Annotated in this window: 18 protein-coding genes; 1 reads left to right on the plus strand and 17 read right to left on the minus strand. The window is 51.2% G+C overall.

Annotated features, from left to right (window positions below; translation table 11 throughout):
• Nucleotides 1-322 precede the first annotated feature (322 nt).
• The 16 genes from L6H65_RS20825 to L6H65_RS20900 form a co-directional block, all read right to left on the minus strand.
• Nucleotides 323-1168 (minus strand): 1,4-dihydroxy-6-naphtoate synthase, encoded by an 846-nt coding sequence (locus L6H65_RS20825; RefSeq protein WP_236344644.1) that lies wholly within the window; start codon nt 1166-1168, stop codon nt 323-325.
• Entirely contained in the window at nt 1165-1893 is a 729-nt protein-coding gene (locus L6H65_RS20830; RefSeq protein WP_236344646.1) for a futalosine hydrolase, read from the minus strand. The genes L6H65_RS20825 and L6H65_RS20830 overlap by 4 nt, the downstream gene beginning before the upstream one ends.
• Nucleotides 1894-1993: 100 nt before the next feature.
• Complete coding sequence (locus L6H65_RS20835) at nt 1994-2905, minus strand: TolB family protein (RefSeq protein ID WP_236344648.1); 912 nt, start codon at nt 2903-2905, stop codon at nt 1994-1996.
• 27 nt (nt 2906-2932) lie between these two features.
• Complete coding sequence (locus L6H65_RS20840; RefSeq protein WP_236344700.1) at nt 2933-3835, minus strand: DUF4367 domain-containing protein; 903 nt, start codon at nt 3833-3835, stop codon at nt 2933-2935.
• Nucleotides 3825-4412, minus strand: coding sequence for a sigma-70 family RNA polymerase sigma factor (locus L6H65_RS20845; protein ID WP_236344649.1), 588 nt, complete (start codon nt 4410-4412; stop codon nt 3825-3827). The genes L6H65_RS20840 and L6H65_RS20845 overlap by 11 nt, the downstream gene beginning before the upstream one ends.
• A gap of 177 nt (nt 4413-4589) precedes the next feature.
• Complete coding sequence (locus L6H65_RS20850; RefSeq protein ID WP_236344650.1) at nt 4590-5873, minus strand: ArsB/NhaD family transporter; 1284 nt, start codon at nt 5871-5873, stop codon at nt 4590-4592.
• Between the two features lie 63 nt (nt 5874-5936).
• The gene (locus tag L6H65_RS20855; protein ID WP_236344651.1) at nt 5937-6599 is read right to left on the minus strand and encodes a class II aldolase/adducin family protein; all 663 of its coding nucleotides are present in this window, start codon (nt 6597-6599) and stop codon (nt 5937-5939) included.
• Between the two features lie 158 nt (nt 6600-6757).
• Nucleotides 6758-8032 (minus strand): TRAP transporter large permease, encoded by a 1275-nt coding sequence (locus L6H65_RS20860; RefSeq protein WP_236344652.1) that lies wholly within the window; start codon nt 8030-8032, stop codon nt 6758-6760.
• On the minus strand, nt 8032-8556 hold the full coding sequence (locus L6H65_RS20865; RefSeq protein ID WP_236344653.1) for a TRAP transporter small permease: 525 nt from the start codon (nt 8554-8556) through the stop codon (nt 8032-8034). Before L6H65_RS20865 ends, L6H65_RS20860 begins: the two co-directional genes overlap by 1 nt.
• Nucleotides 8557-8669: 113 nt before the next feature.
• Complete coding sequence (locus L6H65_RS20870; protein ID WP_236344654.1) at nt 8670-9692, minus strand: TRAP transporter substrate-binding protein; 1023 nt, start codon at nt 9690-9692, stop codon at nt 8670-8672.
• 96 nt (nt 9693-9788) lie between these two features.
• Complete coding sequence (locus L6H65_RS20875; protein ID WP_236344655.1) at nt 9789-10814, minus strand: zinc-dependent alcohol dehydrogenase; 1026 nt, start codon at nt 10812-10814, stop codon at nt 9789-9791.
• A gap of 36 nt (nt 10815-10850) precedes the next feature.
• Nucleotides 10851-11492 carry a GntR family transcriptional regulator gene (locus L6H65_RS20880; RefSeq protein ID WP_236344657.1) on the minus strand — a complete coding sequence of 214 codons (642 nt, stop codon included), beginning with the start codon at nt 11490-11492 and terminating at the stop codon, nt 10851-10853.
• A 40-nt stretch (nt 11493-11532) separates the two neighbouring features.
• Nucleotides 11533-12906 carry a four-carbon acid sugar kinase family protein gene (locus tag L6H65_RS20885; RefSeq protein ID WP_236344658.1) on the minus strand — a complete coding sequence of 458 codons (1374 nt, stop codon included), beginning with the start codon at nt 12904-12906 and terminating at the stop codon, nt 11533-11535.
• Between the two features lie 22 nt (nt 12907-12928).
• Complete coding sequence (locus tag L6H65_RS20890; RefSeq protein ID WP_236344659.1) at nt 12929-14215, minus strand: ribulose-bisphosphate carboxylase large subunit family protein; 1287 nt, start codon at nt 14213-14215, stop codon at nt 12929-12931.
• 313 nt (nt 14216-14528) lie between these two features.
• The gene (locus L6H65_RS20895; RefSeq protein WP_236344660.1) at nt 14529-15041 is read right to left on the minus strand and encodes an acyl-CoA thioesterase; all 513 of its coding nucleotides are present in this window, start codon (nt 15039-15041) and stop codon (nt 14529-14531) included.
• Nucleotides 15042-15407: 366 nt separating this feature from the next.
• A complete protein-coding gene (locus tag L6H65_RS20900) occupies nt 15408-18053 on the minus strand; it encodes a PAS domain-containing hybrid sensor histidine kinase/response regulator (protein WP_236344661.1) in 2646 nt (881 codons plus the stop codon).
• Nucleotides 18054-18211: 158 nt separating this feature from the next.
• On the opposite strand from L6H65_RS20900, the gene L6H65_RS20905 reads away from it, so the two are divergent.
• Nucleotides 18212-18874, plus strand: coding sequence for a MerR family transcriptional regulator (locus L6H65_RS20905; RefSeq protein ID WP_236344662.1), 663 nt, complete (start codon nt 18212-18214; stop codon nt 18872-18874).
• A gap of 187 nt (nt 18875-19061) precedes the next feature.
• Here L6H65_RS20905 and L6H65_RS20910 read toward each other — a convergent pair whose 3' ends face one another.
• Nucleotides 19062-19736: a hypothetical protein gene (locus L6H65_RS20910; RefSeq protein ID WP_236344663.1), complete on the minus strand. Its 675-nt coding sequence runs from the start codon at nt 19734-19736 to the stop codon at nt 19062-19064.
• Nucleotides 19737-19838: the final 102 nt, after the last annotated feature.

The raw sequence follows: 19838 nt of genomic DNA on the forward strand, positions 1-19838 counted from the left end.
AGCATCGTAAATGCTGGGTTCTGGCGATATTTGATGTATTTTTGCAGCTATTCCGGCTGCGAGCAGCTGTTTTGCTGCAGGAGATGTACTTGTGCAGGTGCGCGTCATGAGATGCGACCGACCGCCGTCATGCAGCGAAACACCGCGCGCTGGGATCTGCGCGCGGTGCGGATTATTTCTGGGCCAATTACTTGTGATTATTTCTGCAGCAACATCATGAATGCAAGCAATGGCTAACGAGCTAATGCAGTGTGCGCACTCGGACATCATGTATGTCCAGCAGGCTCATTTCAACAGCCTGAGTAATTCCAATTACTCACATTCATATTGAAGCGAATGTGCTTAGCGCCTTCAAGTCCATTGTCGGCACCAGACCCTCCTGCGCGGCACGGCCCAGCAATGCCGTTACTGCCTGGTATCCGCTCTCACCCAGATGGGCGGAGAATTCATTCACATAAAGCTCGATATGCGCTTGCGCGACTTCTGGAGACAGCTCCTGCGCATGGTGCATAATATAGGCTTGCGAAGCCTTGGGATGCGCCCATGCATATTCAACCGAGGCGCGAATCCAGCCCGTTATAGCCCCAAGATCCAGCGAACGCTTGGCGATGATCGCTCCCAGCGGAATCGGCAGCCCCGTATCCGCTTCCCACCAACTGCCAAGATCAGCCATCAGCTGCAATCCATAAGACGGGTATGTAAAGCGCGCTTCATGAATGACTAACCCCGCGTCAATGCTGCCCCCCTGCACAGCAGGCATAATCTCATGGAAGGGCATAACGACAATCTCGCCTACTCCTCCTGGCACTTGCTTGGCTGCCCACAGCCGGAACAGCAGGTAAGCTGTTGAGCGCTCACTTGGGACTGCCACTCTGCGACCGGACAACTCAGCAGGAGCAGCCTTACCGCCCTTAGTTAGCACCAGCGGTCCGCAGCCTCTGCCCAGCGCTCCTCCGCAAGGAAGCAGCGCATATTCAGACAGCGCCCACGGCAGCGCAGCATAGGATATTTTCATAATATCCGGTCCATCCTGCAGTGTTGCCAAGTGATTCGTAACATCTATATCCGCATAGGTTACGTCCAGCTCTGGCGCGCCGGGTATCAGCCCATGCGCCCACGCATGAAAGATAAAGGTATCGTTCGGACACGGAGAGTAGGCAATTCTCATGATGATATAACCTCCTGTAGATTGGCGAAGGCAGCTTCCAGCTGCTCAAGCGCCTCCTTGACCCGCCAAGCAGAGCGGTCACGCGGGCCAACGGCATTGGATATCGCTCGAAGCTCCAATACAGGCAGCCCGAAGCTGGCTGCTGCCACAGCGGCGCCATGCCCCTCCATTACCTCAGCTGTCGCCCCCGGTATGCGGGCAGCCAGTCTTGAAGCAGTCTCGGCTGTCCCTGTCACAGTCGAAACCGTAAGCACCGCACCTAAGCATGCATCTAATCCCGCTTCTACCAAGGCCGCTTTTACTTTGTGAGCCAGCTCTTTGTTAACCTCTACACTGGCAGAGCCGAATCCCAGCTCGTCCAAGCTGAGGAAGCCATCTGGCGTCTCGGCTCCAAGATCCGCAGCAATAATCGCATCGGCTACGACTATTGTGCCCACCGCCGCTTTCCCTTGGAAGCCGCCTCCAATGCCAGCGCTTATGACCAGCCGATAGCCTCCTGCAGCAAGCGCCTTTGCCGTACCCGCTGCTGCATTCGCCGCACCTACTCCGACTGCAAGAACCCCAAACCTTTGCGGGTCATTCAATCCACGCAGCACTGCATCCCTCTCCGCTTCAACAGCCGTTACAATTAGCACTTTATCATTAGCTTTATCATTAGCTTTATCGTTAGCTTTATCGTTATCACGATTACCTTCGCCAGCACCTGCATGACTCGTATTTATCATCGCCTGTCCAACCTCCTTAATGCCTGCATAATTTAAACGCTTCATTAGTTATAGTGAACCATGAATCAGCGTTTTTATCAAACAAGCACCAAAGATAGGATCACTTCAACGGAAATGAACTGCGGTCAACCTGATAAATGTCATAACCTCTTCCAGTATACCTTGTGAAAAAGACATACTGTCCGTCCGGGCTGAGGAACGCCGCCTCCTCCATGGCCGATGTGCTGATTACAGGGTCCACGATACGCTCCGCTTTCGTCCAAACCCCGTTCTTCCTATAGCTTATGAACAACTCTCCATTCTGCGCGACGGCGGGGCCAGTAATCAATTTGGTGAATAGCATAACGCTCTCTTCCGGATCAACATACACATCACTTATAATGCCTTCCTCATTGATGCTGCCATCCAGTTTAACAGGCTCTTCGAATTTGCCGTCCTTATATTCCGCTTTATAGAGAGAAGCCCCCTCTCGGGTGGACATGAAATAAACACCGCTATTCGTCCAAACAGCCGAACCGTCTTGAGCGCTTGAATTAAGGGCTTCAACATATTCCAGACCGCCCCAATCATCACCTTCTTTCTTGGCCATCCAAATGCTTGAGTTTCCTGATTTCTGTCCATCCTTATCCATCCGTATAGCTAGCAGCATTTTTGTGCCATCCTGACTTATTGACGTCACCACTATATCTTTGTCCGGATTCGAGAGCGCGAATCTCTCCGGCTCCGACCATTTCCCATCCTTATATTCTGTCTTGAAAGAAGTGATAATCGGTCTAGACCGATCATCATACCGTGCGAAGAAAAAGGTTTTGCCATCGGGGGTAAAGGTTCCTGCAAACTCCTGAGTATCCGTCCTCGAAACAATACCATCCGCAAAAATAACCGGCTTCTCCAGCCGTTCCTTCGCACTGTAGGGGTGGGTTTCACCGCCGGCACAGCCCGCAATTGCAATAGTTGCACCTAATATACCGATCATTCTCAAAGCCTTCCTGCTCAAAATGTTCTTATTCATTTCGTCACCTCTTCGTCTGATGGGGTCCTATTGTAATCCGTTGGCAAAATCAAACAACTGCTCCTTAGATATCTCCGGACACTCGCTTGTAACGGTATACTGCAGCCTGCTCTCTTCCTCTTCCCATACCAGGGTTTGGAAATCGCCATTCCGCAAATAAGAGGCATCATACTGTTGAATAGATGCTCGCTCCAATTTCATTGCTTCCGTATCGTCGAATGTGATGAACTGCTGCGAATAGCCCTTCTGCTTGCGGTGCTCGCTTGCAACCCCCTCATTGTTGAAGCTTAATACACGCAGCACGATCTCGCCCTCGCCTAGCTTGTAGTAAAGCGTCACCCGGTCGATAATCGTTGTTCTCACCAGCCTTCTCTCAACGATGCGGCCTGTCCGCCACGCTTCCTGCTTCATTGCGGAAATTTCCGCAGAGTCAATATCCTTGTATCCGAATGCGTTATACATCCGGTCAGGCTCGCTCCGAACAGGCACTTTAAATGATGTGAACTGCCGCATCAGCATCTCCAATGTGTCGGTCCATCTAATATCTACATAATTGACAAGAAAAAGGTCTTCGCAAGTTTTACTCGGATCGCATAGTCTCCAGCCCCCTGAATATTCCTTGAAGCCGAGATCAACGAAAGCTTGATGTTCTCCTACATAAACTCTATGCTGTACACTGCCCTCTTTGTTTGTCAGATCCATAAAATTGTATAGACTAGTTGCAGCAAAAGTCATGCCCCCGAACAAAACCAGCATCAATCCGGCAACGGTGATTTGAGCCGTTCGTCTTAGACGAATGAAGCGTGAAATAACCGATGCCTTCCTCGCAGCGCCAATATTGTTTAATATCTTCTCTTTAAGCGCGATTGAGGGCTCCAGCTCGCCTTCCTTCCTTCGGAGCGCAGCTCGTATTCTGGACTCAATGTCCATGCTTCTCACCCAACCTTCCTAGCACAGGCTGGCCACGGAGTTGCTTCTTGCGCAGCTTGCCAAGACCCGCGTTCAATCTGGACTTGACTGTTCCTAGTGGAATATCGAGCACTGCAGCAACCTCTGTATGAGAGTAGTCATTCAAATAATGCAGTATAATCACGCTCTTAAGCTTGAATGGAAGCTGGTTGATATGGTTCAGCAGCTGTTCATTCGAAACTCGGTCATCGACGGAGCTGCTAAAGTCTGTCACCTCTTCTGACTCGAATCTCTTCGCTTTCTCTATCAGACGGGTAAATTTCCACGTCCGTCTGCGGTGAGCACTCACCTGCCTGACTACAATACCATTCAGCCACTTGTCAAAAGCTCTGCTCCTATCATAAGAAGAAATAAAGCGAAACAGCCCCGTGTAGACTTCCTGCACAATATCATCGACCTCTGCCCGATTCCCGCCGTTCAGGAAATAGACAAGCTGGTATACTTGTCCAATGGTTAGATCATAAATGGCCTCAAAGGCTCTTGAGTCCCCCTCTAGATGAAGGCCTACCCATTCATGGAGATCATCCGAACCCTGCACGGCATTGCCCCCCTTTCCCTCTCACATCCTATATTGGCTATTTTTTCATGAACCGTTCGATTTTAATTGAATACCCCCAATTATGGATGCCAATGTTCGACTTCACAATACGACAAAAAATCGGCTGCTATGACGCGAATAAACGCCATAACAGCCGATTGTTCCATTTTCCTGCAGCTATATCAGATACCTGACAAAAATATAGATGCTCGACAGCACAATGGAGAGCAGCATTAACGGAAATCCGTACTTCATGAATTTCACAAAGGTGATGGGATAGCCTTCCTTGGCGGCCAGCCCTGCCGTAATGAGGTTAGCGCTGGCGCCGATCAATGTTCCGTTGCCGCCCAGACATGCGCCAAGCGCGAGACTCCACCATAACGGCTCTACATTCTGGATGCCCATATTGCCCATCTCCTGAATAAGCGGAATCATTGTAGCGACGAATGGGATATTATCCATGAATGCAGACGCGATAGCGCTCATCCATAGGATAAGCATGGAGGTCGCAACAGGATCTCCGCCCGTCAGCTCCATCGCTTGAACGGCAAGCGAGCTAATAATGCCCGTGTCCACCAAAGCGCCGACCAAAGTGAATAATCCGATGAAGAAGAAGATGGTCGTCCATTCCACACTTGTCAGCGCTTCTTCCATGACATGCTCGCCGGAGAGAAGCAGCAATATGAAAGCGCCAAGAAGCGCGATGACAGAGGATTCCACATGCACAATCTGATGCAGGAAGAATCCGCCAATCGTCAGTCCGAGAATGACCAGGCAGCGCGTCAGCATCCTCTTGTCCGTGATGATCCCGCTGCGCTCTATCGCCATAATCCCTTTCTTGTATTCATCTGTCGTCCGTATCTGCTTGCGGAACATGAGAACGAATAGGGGAAGATGGGCCAGCATAATGACAATAACAATCGGCGTCAAGTTCTCGATGAACGCCATGAAGGTGAGCTCTTGAACCGCGCTTCCGATCATAATATTCGGCGGATCTCCGATCAGGGTAGCTGTACCGCCAATATTGGAAGCCAGAATTTGCGTGAATAAGAAAGGGAACGGATTCACGCGCAGCTGCCGCGTAATGCTGAAGGTGACGGGCACAATGAGCAGCACCGTCGTCACATTATCCAGAAATGCCGATCCAAAGGCGGTAATCGCCGCCAGTGCGATCAATATTTTTACCGGATCTCCCTTCGCCTTCTGAGCCGCAACAATCGCAATATATTTGAACAAGCCTGTCTTGGCTGTTACGCTGACGATGATCATCATCCCGATAAGCAGCCCCAGCGTATTGAAATCAATATGATGGCTGATTGCGTCATCCACTTCGACAATGCCAAGAACCAGCACAATGAGTCCGCCCAGCATCGCCACAATAGTGCGGTGGACCTTCTCCGCAATGATCATCGCATAGGTAATGAGAAACACCGCGATCGCTAATATAGCCTGTTGTTCCATGCCATAATTCCTCCTACGTGTTACCTTACCGCAAGAGAGTATCCCTCTTGTGCCAACCTTGAATTACAAGCCCCAGTCTCTTCTTGGCTTATACCCGGCATTCTCGACAAAATCCCGTTCAATCTCGCGGGACAAGCCCGACATCGGAATATCCGCAGATTGGGCCACGACCAGCATCCGGCAAGCCATCTCCAGCGTTTGCAAGGCCATCCGCGCTTCCCGAATAGAAGTATCATAGACCAATACACCATGATTCTCAAGAAGAAGAATATTGGCGAGCCTCGACTTTTCCCGAACGCCTTCGCCAAGCGCCTCACTGCCAGGATGATAATAAGGCACGCGCTCCACTTTCTCCAGATAGTACATCGTCTCGACGAACCAATTCGATGGAATTTCTATCTGCGAGGAAGCAACGAGCGTGCTGTAAAATGGGGAAGCATGCAGAATAGCACCAATCTCCGGACGATTGTCATAAATGGCCCGATGCATCGGCGTCTCCTTCGAGGGCTTGCGGCCTTCTGCATCCATGATGCTGCCGGACAGATCGCATTCGATCAGATCCCGATCGTCCAGCTCGCCGAGAAAGGTGCCGCTTGCCGTAATCAGGTAGCGGTCGCCCTCTGTTCTTGCGCTAATATTGCCGGCATTTCCCCAGGCGAGCTCATATTGCATCATATATTTTCCAGTATGCTGCAATTCTTGTCTTACCGTCTCTTTGTCTGGCATTTTCAGGCTCCTCCTTCTATCCAATCAGCAGCCAACAAGGATCAGGCAATGAATCGCCTATCCCTCTGTGGGCCTGCCTTTATATCTCCTTATAAGCGGAAAGGCCGCAGTGCGGCCAATTCCTAAGAGCAATTCAGTTCCAACAATCGATTAACCGCCTATTTAAGCAAATTCGGAATGAACATCGCGATTTGCGGGAAATAGGTAATCATCAACAGCGTAATCAGGAGCGTGATATAGAACGGCAGCATGCCTCGGGTAATCTGCACCAAATTGATCTTCGCAATCTGCGATGAGATGAACAAATTGATGCCAAGCGGCGGTGTACACATCCCAAGCGCAAGGTTAACGATCATAATAATACCGAAGTGGACCGGATCAACGCCCAGTTGAATCGCAACCGGAGCAAGGAGCGGCGCCAAAATAATGATCGAGGCATTCGTCTCCATAAACATGCCGACTACGAGCAGGAACAGATTGACAAGCAGCAGGAACACATACGGATTATCGGATATGCCGATGAAGAACTCCGCAACATCCTGCGGGATGCCTTCCCGTGTCAGAATCCAGCCGAACAAGCCTGCGCTTGCCAGAATGAACATGATTGAGGATGTTGTAACGACCGATGTTGTCAGCACGTGCATAATTTGCTTCAATTTTATCTCGCGATAGATCAGAACACCTACGATAAAGGCATAGCCGACCGCAACACCGGCAGCTTCAGTTGCTGTGAAGTAACCGCCATAAATCCCGCCGAGAATAATGACAGGCATCAGCAGGGCAAGGAAGGATTCCTTGAACGCCTGCCACAGCTCTTTGCCCGACTTTCGGGTTTCCTTGGCATAGCCGCGCTTCTTCGCAATAATAAATACCGTAATAATCAAAGAGCCCGCGATAAGAAGACCCGGCAGGAAGCCTGCCATAAACAAATCGCCAATCGATGTTTCTGTCGAGATCCCATAGAGAATGAGCGGAATACTCGGTGGCAGAATAACGCCAAGCTCACCCGATACGGATTGCACAGCACCAGTGAAATTGCGATGGTAGCCGCGCGAGATCATAGCAGGAATCAGGATGCTTCCCAAAGCAGCTGTCGTTGCAGCGCTGGAGCCTGAGATCGCCGCGAAGAACATCGACGTTACAACGGTAACGATCGCCAAGCCGCCGGAGAAATGTCCGGTCAACGCATTCGCAAAGTTAACCAGCCTTCTGGAGATTCCCCCAAATTCCATCAGCACCCCTGCAAGGACGAAGAACGGAATCGACATAATCGGGAAGGAATCGATAGATGTAAAGGAGCGCTGAACGAGTACGATAAGCGGCGTTCCGCCATCCCACCATATAGCGACTGCAGCGGCAAGGCCCATAGAAATTGCGATCGGGAGACCGAGCGCGAAGAAGATGAGAAGAAATGCGAACAATATAACGCCCATTATAGATTCTCCCCCTTCTTCAGCACTTCTGCCACTTCAGATGTTTCTAAATTCTCGTTCTGCACCAGTTCAATAATGACTGCAATTGCATTAATGATCATAAGCAGCGCGCCCAGCGGAATGGCAAAGTATGGAATATCCATCGTGATGCCGATTGCAGCCGATACTTGACGCTGAACAATCTCAAGCATATCGATGCCTTGTACAAGTAAAATGATAAAAAATACGATCGAGATCAGCATAATCGCAATTTTTAGCATTCTACGAAGGCTCGGCTTCAGCAGGTCGGGTAAAACTTCGATAGCGATCATTTTATGATGCCGCAGCGCCAGAGAAGCGCCCAGAAACACGGTGTATACCATCAAATAACGCGCCGCTTCCTCCGACCAGGTGAGCGGAATCTCGAATACAAAGCGGCACAGAATCTGGGCAATAATGATGACAGACATCGCGGCCAGCATAATACCAACTATGATGCCTACTATTTTATTAAGAACGTCGATGCACTTCATCGCCAGCTGCATGATTTAACCTCCTGTTTGACTAAGTCCAACGTCATTAAGGCATAACAAAGACGCGCCAGTGCTTCGGATAAGCCATACACTCTGATGAACACTGGCGCTGCCCGCTAATTGTCCTATTGTGTGTTTACAATGCTGTCATACAATTCTCTTCCGTATTTGTCGGCAAATTCACCGTGAACGGTTTTTGCTTTCTCCATGAACGGTGCAGTATCGGGCTCAATAACTTCCATCCCGCTGTCTTTCAACGTTTTGAGAAGCTCTTCCTCTGTTTTGGCAACAAGGTCATTCTCGAAGGTAGTCGCTTCTTTGGCTGCTTCTTCCACTGCTTTTTGCTGAGCTTCGGACAGCTTGTTGTATGTGATGTCGCTCATCGTCAGCATGACATAGCCGTATACGTGATTCGTGAGCATCAAATATTTTTGAACCTCTTGAATTTTGTTGCTTGCGATCAGGGCAAATGGATTCTCCTGCCCGTCAATAACACCTGTCTGCAGGGAGGAGTACACTTCGCCGAACGCCATTGGAGTCGGGGATGCGCCCATCGCTTTCCAGGCTGCGATTGATGCCGGAATCTCGGGAACACGAACTTTCAGACCTTTCAAGTCTTCCACTTTTTCTATCTTTTTATTAGCTGTCAATTCACGAGGACCACGCACCCAGAATTCAAGTCCGCGAACCTGCGCGTTAGCGAGCAAATCTGCTTTCATCTTCGTGCCTACCTCACCATAAAGCACTTTTTCCATATGCTCTTGGTCGCGGAACAAGTATGGAAGCTCCAGAATGGAGTATGGCTCATAGAAGTTGGACAGAACGCCTGCAACCAGCGCGAAATCAACGGAGCCCAGCTGCATGCCTTCAATCAGGTCGCGGTCATTGCCGAGCGTAGAGCTTGAGTACACTTCAACCTCAACGCTGCCGCCGGATTTCTCCTTGACCAGCTCTGCGAATTTGAGCGCGCCTTTATGCCAGGCATCGGATTCTCCGGTAATATGACCGAGACGAAGCTTCACTTTCTTATCGGCGCCAGCGTTATTGCCAGCTGCTGCATCCTTGCCGGCATTATTGCCATTCCCACAAGCTACAGCGCTTACAACAACCAGAACAAGTACGGTTACTAAGGCGAGTTTCTTAAACATTGTTCGACCTCCCAGATTGTATAATCATCTTGATGCATCCTCCGGCTTCACCGCGTATCAGCGTGAAGCCGGGCTTAGAGCCTGCTGCTTGACATCCTATTCGAAGGTGACAAGCACCTTCAGCGACGAGTCTTCCTTCTTATCCACCAGACGGAAGCCTTCCGCTGCCTGCTCATAGGTCAGTCTGTGCGTAATAATCGCTTCCTCATTGACTGCTCCCGCGCCGATTAAGTCGATGGCCGAAATCGTGTCCTCACGGGTATAGGTCATGCATCCGACGATTTCCTTCTCTTGATTCTGCAGATTGTGAATATCGAACGTCTGCGTGCCATGGAACATCGCAATGGTAACCATGCGGCCGCCTTTGCGAAGCAGTGCCAGCGATTGATCGATGATGCCGGGAACACCTGCAGCTATGAGCACTTTATCGAATTCGCCGCCGACAAGCGCCTTCGCTTCCGTCATCCACTCCGGCTTGCTCATAATGTTGAGCGTATGCGTAGCCCCCATCTGGACGGCGCTGTCGAGCGCATAATCCATCACATCCGTTACCATAAGAGTAGTCGCGCCCGCTGCCTTCGCTGCGGCCATGGCAAGCAGGCCGATCGGGCCAGCGCCAAGCACTGCAACCTTGTCCCCTACTCCAATATCTGCTTTGCGCACGGCGTGCACCCCTACTGCGAAGGGCTCTACCAGAACGCCTTGCTCATAGTTCATATCATCCGGCAGCTTGAATACCGTCTGCTCCGGCGCGGTGAAATACTCCGCCATTGCGCCGTACCAATCGCCGATGCCCGGCGCTCCGCGATGGACGCAATAGTTGACCTTCCCCGTCAGGCAATATTCGCAAGTACCGCAGCCCGACTGAGGCTCCACCGTCACCCGGTCGCCGAGTTGGAACTTCGTGACCGCTTCCCCGATCTTTACGATCTCACCGGCAATTTCATGGCCAATAATGACAGGCGGCTTGCGAAAAGGATGCAGTCCCTTGTAAGTATGAATGTCCGAACCGCAGATTCCGGCAACCTTGACCTTAATGAGCACCTCATTCGCGCTAATCTCAGGAATATCCACATCCTTGACGACAACCGTGTAAGCATCATCCACATATACAGCTTTCATTGCAGCTCCTCCACCCTATTTTCTCTAGTATTCCATTTATCTAAACAGCTTGCTCTTCGAGCCCTGAAGATGGGCTCTCATCCGCTCGATGCACGCCGCATCGCCCTCTTTAAGCTGCTCGAAAATCTCCTTATGATCCTGCAGAAAGCCCTCCATCCGATTCGGCTCCTTGCGCAAATGCCTTAACGTGATCCGCAGCAGATGATCTTGATAATTCAGCAGCACACGGGTAATTTCCTGATTGCCTGCGAACGAGCAGAGCAGCAGATGAAACCGATGATCAGCCTTGGCGAAAGCTTTGACATCCAGACGCCCCACAATTTCTTCCGTCTCTTGAAGATTGGACAGCAGTTGATCGCTTTGCCCTTCCGTCAACCGGCCAAGAATCTCTTGAATATTGAACGTTTCAAGGGCGACTCTAAGATCGTAAATATCAAGAATGCGACCGAGCGCAAGATCATTAATAATGATCCCTTGCTTGGAGGATACCGTTACGAAGCCTTCCGTCTCCAGACGGGTAAGCGCCGACTTGATCGGTGTCTTGCTCATTTGCAGCAGCTCGATCAGTTCACGCTCCGATAAGAATCGGCCTGGCTCGAAAACTTCCTCCAGAATATGTTCCTTGATTTGATCATAAGCAATGTCTTTCAGCAACGCGCCTGAATGAACGTCCTCCAACCTGTCACCTCCCCGCTCATCCATTCTTGTGCTGCCCGTATCACACCGAAGAAGCATCCCTGACCTTGGCAAAATAATCCGGGCTTCCAAACTGGCCGCCCTTCAAGGCAAGCTCAACTCCATCCATCGCGCTATCCTGAGAATACACTCTGCATAACGGTGCGCCCGGCGATATCGGCAGCAGCATCTCCAGGCCATAAATGCCCATCTCGCTCGTCACAAAACCAGAAGTGTCGCCTCCGGCAATAACAACCCTGCGCAGACCAGCCTGCCGCATAATGTGATTCGTCCAGCGTCCCAATTGTCTGCCGATATGCTCTCCAGCCTGCGAGCCGCCAATGCCTTTCTCTCCCAGCGTCTTGCGAGTCTCGGCAATTGCAGGGTCCTCAGGTCCGAGCGCCGTATACAAAACAACGCTCTCCCCTTCATTCAGAAGGCGAATCGCCTCATTCAACAGCTCCATCGGCAGCTCGCTACCTTCTGCTATCGCAGGGGCAGGAATTCGAATGCCATGGAACCCCTGCTCGATGGCAGTCTCCACCTGCCGCTGGCTCACTGGCGAAGCGCTTCCCGATACAGCCAGAATGCGATTAGCCGATTCAATGCGCTCGGCGGAGCGCTGTGCCGTGTTCTGATCCTTTGACATGCCGGATTGCTCCCAGTGGGCTGTAAGCGCATACTCAACACCCGATGATCCGACTACGAATCGCAGTCCGTCGCCTGCGCCCTTCCAGATGAGCTCGCCGCTCCTCGCCATTCTTGCATCATCCAGCGCATCCATTAACAGCACCGACGGCCGCTCTGCAAGCTTCCCGCGATAACGCGCTTCAACCGTCTCACAGTCGCCTTCCAGCTCCAGAATGTTCATGAGGCCGACCTCTTCGTCCAGTTGCTCCTGCAGATGAAGTCGAAGGTCCGCTTCACCCATAGGTGTAACCGGATGGCGGGACATGACCGGATGGCGATCCAGACGATAAACATTTCCATCCATCCGGGCAAAATGCTGACCGAACAGCGTATAGCGTCCAAGCGCTGGCACTCCTACGAGCAGTGGAACCGTAGCCTGCCCCGGGAAGAATGGCCGTGATACCCGTATAGCCTCGCCAATGCTTCCGAATTGCGGCGATGAATCGAAGGTTGAGCATGTTTTGTAATGAACGACCGGCGCTCCGAGCTGTGACAAGCTCTCCATAACTGGCCCTACCTCCTTCGCCAGCTCCGGAGGCGTCTTGGCCCGGCTGGTACCAGCTACACCGATGCACCGAATGCCTTGAAACCGCTCAACCATTGCCGGCGTCGGCGCTTCAAGAAACAGAACCGTACGATAACCGCTTCGGGCCAATGCCTCCATAGCATCTGTCGATCCCGTGAAATCATCGCCGTAGAAGGCGAGCAGCAATTGATTGTTATTCATCTGACCATCCCCTCCCCTCCTGTTACCTCTTGCCGAAGGCTTCCATCGCCCGCTGCAGCTCGGAATGCGTCCCAGCATACGTGTTCAAATCGATTCCCTGCACCGCGGCCTCCCAGCCCTGCTGCATGCTGCGAACACCTGCAGCCGTGCCGTCCGGATGGGCAAGAATACCGCCTCCTGCCAAATGGATAACATCCAGCGAGCGGACAGCCCCATAAGTCGAAACCGCACTGCCAGCCCATTGAGCGGAGGAAAGCACCGGCATAACCGTGTAGCCGCCAAGCATTGGCGTCAGACAATCCGTGATAGATTGCGCAACCGATTCATTGCTCTCCGTAAATTTGCTATCCAGCCCATTCGTATGCAGATGATCGACACCGGCTAACCGACATAGCTTCTGATAAGCGGTGAAGCTCATTCCGAGCAGCGGGCAGCGGGTCATTGCACCCCATTGATTCCGGTGTCCGTGAACCGGCAGCTCTGTGTATTGGCGAAGATGCGCCACGCCCGACCATCCGACACTGTTTATGCTGACCATGACGCAGGTTCCGCCAGCCTGCAGCACAATATCGTGATTCCGTTTCATTTCGTCAATATCGCCCGTAATGTTGAAGGCATACATCAGCTTCTTGCCTGTCCGGTCGGCGGCTCGCTCAATCTCCGCCATCGCAGCCTCAACACGCTGCTCGAATGAAGCATACAGCGGATTGCCGCACAGCTCGTCGTCCTTGATGAAATCCAATCCCGCTTCCGCAAGCTCCCGAACCATCGGGCCATATTCGGATAAAGGAAGACCGATGCTCGGCTTAATAATCGTTCCGATGATCGGACGGTCATACACCCCGGCAAGCTTCCGCGTTCCTTCGATGCCAAACTTCGGCCCCGGATATCGGGCAGCGAAAGGCTGGGGCAATTCCAGATCAACCAGCCGCAAACCCGAGAACTCACGCAGCTCGTACAGGTTCCCCGCTACAGCCGCCAGAAGGTTCGGCAGCGAAGGACCGAAGTTGTGCAGCGGGAAGGACAGCTGCACAAGCGCTCTTCGGTAGACGGGCTTGCCCATGTCCGGCGGGATATAGCAGTCCGGCAGCGATGGAGCGTCATAGGCTCCCAGCTCCTTGATGCTTACAACCTTCGCAGCATGACGCGCCTTCAGCTCTGGCGTTTCGCCTGGTACGGACACGAACGTCCCGGTTGACTGCTCGCCTGCCATGACCTCTGCCGCTCTTTCCAATGGATAGGGCGTCTCTATAAGATAAGTAGCCAGCACATTATGCTCATCCGTCAATTCGATCTCCCTCTCTCCCATGTTGACATGGCCACTCGTTGTTGATTATTGCTGTGCTTATCCGATGAGTTCGTTCATACTTTGTACATAGATCCATCTTAGATCTATGTTAGATCTATTTGATACCTATCATAAATAAACCGCTTTCATTTGTCAATCGCATTCGACAACATTCGTCTCATCCACATTATTCCACTGCAGAATCCCCTTCCAGATTCCCTTGCATCCACAGTCCGCGTATTATAAAAAAGAAGTGCCGGAAAGCTATTCTGGCTTTCCGACACTTGTTGTATATAAGCAACGTCGGGAGCTGCAAGCAGCTTATCCCCTCTTTCTATTCCCATGGATATCTCGTCACTAGAAAATCAGCAAACTTCTTGCTTTCCTCTCTCCTTCGGCGTCTCATCACCGCGCGATGCTCCGCTGTTTCGAACAGCTTCCACTCCTCTTCCGTCTCCGGCAAGACCTGGGGAATAGGAATCGGTCTGTTGTTCTCATCCAGAGCTACGAAGGTAAGGAAGGACGTCGCTGCGATTCTCCGCTCTCCGCTTCTGAGGTCTTCCCTGATCACCTTCACGAAAACCTCCATGGAGCTCTTGCCCGTCCATGTCACGAAGGACTCCAGCGATACGGAATCCGTGGGACGGATGGGATACAGAAAATCGACGGAATCCGTCGAGGCTGTCACCGCCGTCACGCGGCATAATTTCGAGGCTGAGATGGATGCAATATCGTCGATATATGACATTAATTTGCCGCCAAACAGCGTATCATGGTTGTTGACATCGGTTGGAAACACGCGGGACACCTTGAAGCAGCGCGTTTCCTTGGCATATTTCGTATCCACGTTCCGTCACACTTCCTTCTGACACAAATTCACGCTCGACCAACAGGGTTCCCTGTTCTGGCCTCCATTATGCAGGACCACACTGCGCGCGGTATGGCGCTGCATGACGGCGGCCGACCGGTCGCGTTCCTCTCAGCAGTTTTAAGCAGACTTTTTCCGCTTACAGTAGTCTCCAGTATCGACGCCCCGCACACGACGCCTATCATGACAACCTTCATACACGGACTACAAGATTCCCTCTTTGGATTGCCTCAGACCAAGCTCTCCTGAATAAGGCAGCAATTGTATACTTTCTGATCGGTCAAAAAAAACCGGCATCCATATAGACGCCGATCTTTCAGATTGGATAAAGCAACACAGTGCCCGCTAGACGACACGGCCGAAAAACTTCTCAAGCATGTCGAAGACGACTCTCGTATTGATGGGCTTGCTAATATAATCATCCATACCGGCGGCAAGACACAGCTCCCTGTCTCCCTTCAGCGCATTCGCCGTAACCGCAATAATGACAGGACATCTGGTATTGTTGGCCTCATATCTATCCTTGATGACCGCCGTTGCTTCAAGCCCATTCATCACCGGCATATGCACATCCATGAAGATGACGTCGAAATTCTCTTCCGTGGCATATCGAATAACCTCTTCGCCATTCTCCGCAATCCGCACATAATGCCCTTGATTCTCCAGCATTTTGATCAGTACCAGCTGATTGATTCTGTTATCCTCCGCCACCAGTATCCGCAGTACATCCTGAGCCGAGCCCGTCTCCCCCAGCAGAGGCCTCTGCGTCGGGATATCCTTCCGCTCCACTTCCTTCAAGACTACAGAAAAGACAAATGTCGAGCCTGGCTCATCACTTTGCTCAAGCCAGATGCTTCCGTCCATCAGATTAACCAGTCGTTTGCAAATTGCCAGCCCCAGCCCCGTTCCTTCCGATGAACGCGTCATAAAATTGTCAAGCTGATAGAAGGGCTGGAACAAGAATTGCACATTCTCCCTGCTAATGCCGATTCCCGTATCCTTCACGCTGAATCTCAGCCTGGTCTTATTGCCGCTGCTCTCCTCCTTGCTGACAGCGACCGTAATACCGCCGCTGCTTGTGAACTTGATCGCATTCCCGATCAGATTCATCAGAATCTGCTTAAGACGCTGATAGTCGCCGACAAGTACAGCCGGGACATCTGGACTTAGCGAGAAAGAGATATCCAGCTGCTTTGTCTGCGCTTTAGGCGCGAGCACATCGACAGCTTCGAAGACGCAGGTTCTAATTTCGAAGGGCTCTTCGATCAGCTCTGTCTTGCCGGAATCGATCTTGGAGAAGTCCAGAATATCGTTAATGATTGTAAGCAGTGTATCTCCGCTCTTGCGTATGATTTCCAAATATTCTCTCTGCAGCGCATCTACGACTGTCGTTTCCATAAGCAGGTCCGTCATCCCGATTACACCATTCATCGGTGTGCGAATTTCATGACTCATCATGGCAAGAAATTCACTCTTCGCCTTATTCGTCGCTTCAGCCATTTCCTTCGCAATCATCAGCTGCTTCTGTTCTGTAATATCCTTGGCGATAATATAATAGCCGACGTTCTCCGCATTGATGATAATAGGCGCAATAGTCGCAAGCACATCAGATATATGTCCATCCTTATGTATGATCTTGTCGATGCTCTGCTCGGCGGATATATCCATCAATGAGTCGGAGAGAAGCTTCTTAATATCCTTCCTGCCGATAATGCCAGAAAAGTCCCTGCCAACCAGCTCATCCATCTGGTATCCTGTCAATTGAAGAGTCATCTGATTCGCATTGATAATATGGCCATCCAGATCAAGCGATATAACCGCATCATGATTGTATTTCTTCAGTGACGTATACCGTTCTATCGTCTCCTGCAGCTTGAGCTCGACTCCCTTGCGTTCCGTAACATCCTGAACCGTGCCGTTCATACGCTCTGGAAAGCCCGTATCGGAGAAGGATACAATGCCCCGGATATGCAGATACTGGTCTGCGCCGTCCTTAGTGGATGTCCGGAATTCGTAGGAAAGCTTCTCCCCTTCCAGCGCTTGATCAATCAGCTCCTTGAAGCCTTGACGGGCTTGAAGAGGCACTAAATCTGTCAGCTGCCGCAGCCTGCCCTTGGAATGGTTGCCTTCGAGATTATAGATGAGATAGAGCTGATCAGACAGGAACATCTCATCATGGATAATATCCCATTCCCAGCTGCCAATCTGTGCAATGCGCTGCGCTTCCTCGATAAAAACCTCGTACTTCTTCCGCTCTGTAATTTCCTTTGCAATGACGAGGGCGACCATGCTGCCGCAGGAGTCCTTAATCTGCTTTATCGTTACCTCGAACCAAATATCATACCCGTTTCGATGGCGCATCCGCATTTGACGCCGCGTGCCATTCTCCAGCCTGCAATTGTTATACAGCTCCGCATCCTCGGGATTGTAAAGCATTTCTTCTCCCTTGCCGACCAGCTCTTCCGGCGAATAGTCCAACATATTGTGAAAGGAAGGAGAAGCAAACAGGATCATGCCGTCCGCCGAACTCTGATAAATAATATCTGGAGAGTTCTGGATAATCAGCTGATTCATTTCCTCGATCCGCGACAAACGTCCTTCAAGCTCTATTCGTTCCTGGATCATTGTTAGTTGCAGAATTATACAGACAGGGGACCCGGCCGCTTCATCCCTGATGGTCATCGAATTCAGTGACACACACACTCTGCTGCCATCCTTGTGCATAAAAACATGCTCCGACTCCAAGGAGCCGTATTCCATTGCAGCCTCCACTATTTTATGCGGCATTCCATCTGTCCAGCGATCCTCCGCATGAACGATGTCCTCCAAACAGAGAGTCGCAAGCTCCTCGAAAGTATAGCCCAGCATGCGGCACAAGCTTGGATTGGCATCCATCCATACTCCTTCTGTCGTAAGGACAGCAATGCCATGAGATGAATTTGCCAACAGCTGCTTCACAAAGGATTGATTCGTAATATGTAGACCGAGCATGCAGCACCCACATCTCCTCTTTTTCCCATTAATCGAGACATACCTTTACTCTTATACCCTAAACGCCATAGAACGAAACAGAAGGGCTCTCTCCGCGCATTTGCACTTTATTTATCGAATGAACACTACCTTTGTCACCCTGGAAGGTGGATGGAAATATGTATCGAATACCTCTAGCATTAGAGGATAACGAGGTGATTGAAATGGGTGTATTGAAAACAAAGGATACTGCTGTTGCCCTCGGAGTCAGCCCGACAACCGTCAAACGTTGGGTCCTCCATTTCTCCCATTGCTTTCAGAAGGACCGTCTGGGACACTATGTATTCTCAGAGCAGGATATACGCCGGCTGCAGCACATCAAGAGCAGGATCGAGCAGGGCAGTACCCTGGAGCAAATCGAGCTCCCAAGTCTCGATGTCGCTGGAGCCGAGGGGGATGGCACGGTCGATAACGTGATCGAGATGGCTGGGAATGCGATGATCGAACATGTAAGGAATGAGATAAATGAGCTCAACGAGGCGCATGCAAGAGACAATACGGGCGAGGAATCCGCAGAATTAATGTCGCAAATCCGGCAGATCGAGTACACATTGGCCCATAAAGCCGATGAGGTCGTATCCATGCAGGTGCTGCAGCACCGACTGGAGCTGGACGAGCTTCGCCGAATCGTGGAACAGCTGGTCCTTTCTGTGGAAGCTTTGCAGAAGCCGAAGCTCAGACCGCTCACCGCTTTTGAAGAGCCCGCTTCCCCTCCTCCAGCCAAGCCGCAAATCCGCCATAAGAAGCGGGGACTGCTCCGTTTGTTGTTCCAGTTTCTATGAAACAACTGTGCTTTCAAGCACGAAAGGCTGTCCCCATTAGTAGTTGCTACTACTAATGGGGACAGCCTCTGGCTTCAAGCGGTCGATGCCGCTTACTTCCTGCGAAGGTAGGATTCATTTTGCAATGCGAGGGGGACTTTCAGGGGGAGGTGCAGCAATTGTGCAGTTGCATATACGGCTGGCTAGCTTATGGGAGCGTAATTTCGCCGATCTTCTCCGCGCCGGTCTCACCAGCGTGATAGACCTCAAGCACGCCCGCGCTGTTCTCTACTACAAGATAACCACAGCAGTCGTACACAATAAGACCTCTGAGAGTTCCCTTTGCCCTGAACGATTCATGATAACCCTTCTTCAGATCGTCAAAATCGTTCGCCGTGTTCAGAATCACCTCGCCGTTCTTCTGAACCGCCGTATGATGGGCTGTTTTGCTGACAATATTCGTCTTCGCCTCATAGAATATCCGTCCGGCGTCATAAGCAGTCGTCGTATCGGCAGCATACGTTCCGTCATCAAACTTCGGCCATAGATCGCTGAACACCATCAGACCCTTCTTACTGTTCTTCACCACGACAAAAGGAATTTCATGAGGCGTGCCTTTGCCTAGCACGAACAGGCTTTGCAGCGGTCCAAGCTGTCCCGCTCCCTTGGTCGTAAAAATCTGATTCTCGTTGTCGAACACGTACACCCGATTCCCGATTTGAAGCGCAGAGAACTTGCCTTCCGCCTCCAGCTTCGTCCACTCCTGTTTCTTCGGCTTCTCGCCATTCGCGCTATTCGCGCTGCTTACCCCTGCAACGAGCAGAGATGCCACCAGCGACATGCCTATCGCGAGCTTCACACTTTTTCCGATCATGTTCTTCATACCAACCGACTCTCCTTATCGAATATTCATCAACCTGCGTTGAATCTACTGTTTCATCATAAGGATTGAGCCGGTCATATGACCAGTGATTCCAGTCATGAA

Origin of the sequence: Paenibacillus plantiphilus (assembly GCF_927798095.1) — a bacterium.
Classification (GTDB): domain Bacteria; phylum Bacillota; class Bacilli; order Paenibacillales; family Paenibacillaceae; genus Paenibacillus_Z; species Paenibacillus_Z plantiphilus.

Coding starts and splice junctions, on each gene's coding strand:
- L6H65_RS20825 (WP_236344644.1), bottom strand. CDS start 1,168: ATGAGAATTGCCTACTCTCCGTGTCCGAACGATACCTTTATCTTTCAT.
- L6H65_RS20830 (WP_236344646.1), bottom strand. CDS start 1,893: ATGATAAATACGAGTCATGCAGGTGCTGGCGAAGGTAATCGTGATAAC.
- L6H65_RS20835 (WP_236344648.1), bottom strand. CDS start 2,905: ATGAATAAGAACATTTTGAGCAGGAAGGCTTTGAGAATGATCGGTATA.
- L6H65_RS20840 (WP_236344700.1), bottom strand. CDS start 3,835: ATGGACATTGAGTCCAGAATACGAGCTGCGCTCCGAAGGAAGGAAGGC.
- L6H65_RS20850 (WP_236344650.1), bottom strand. CDS start 5,873: ATGGAACAACAGGCTATATTAGCGATCGCGGTGTTTCTCATTACCTAT.
- L6H65_RS20855 (WP_236344651.1), bottom strand. CDS start 6,599: ATGCCAGACAAAGAGACGGTAAGACAAGAATTGCAGCATACTGGAAAA.
- L6H65_RS20860 (WP_236344652.1), bottom strand. CDS start 8,032: ATGGGCGTTATATTGTTCGCATTTCTTCTCATCTTCTTCGCGCTCGGT.
- L6H65_RS20865 (WP_236344653.1), bottom strand. CDS start 8,556: ATGCAGCTGGCGATGAAGTGCATCGACGTTCTTAATAAAATAGTAGGC.
- L6H65_RS20870 (WP_236344654.1), bottom strand. CDS start 9,692: ATGTTTAAGAAACTCGCCTTAGTAACCGTACTTGTTCTGGTTGTTGTA.
- L6H65_RS20875 (WP_236344655.1), bottom strand. CDS start 10,814: ATGAAAGCTGTATATGTGGATGATGCTTACACGGTTGTCGTCAAGGAT.
- L6H65_RS20885 (WP_236344658.1), bottom strand. CDS start 12,906: ATGAATAACAATCAATTGCTGCTCGCCTTCTACGGCGATGATTTCACG.
- L6H65_RS20890 (WP_236344659.1), bottom strand. CDS start 14,215: ATGGGAGAGAGGGAGATCGAATTGACGGATGAGCATAATGTGCTGGCT.
- L6H65_RS20900 (WP_236344661.1), bottom strand. CDS start 18,053: ATGCTCGGTCTACATATTACGAATCAATCCTTTGTGAAGCAGCTGTTG.
- L6H65_RS20905 (WP_236344662.1), top strand. CDS start 18,212: ATGTATCGAATACCTCTAGCATTAGAGGATAACGAGGTGATTGAAATG.
- L6H65_RS20910 (WP_236344663.1), bottom strand. CDS start 19,736: ATGAAGAACATGATCGGAAAAAGTGTGAAGCTCGCGATAGGCATGTCG.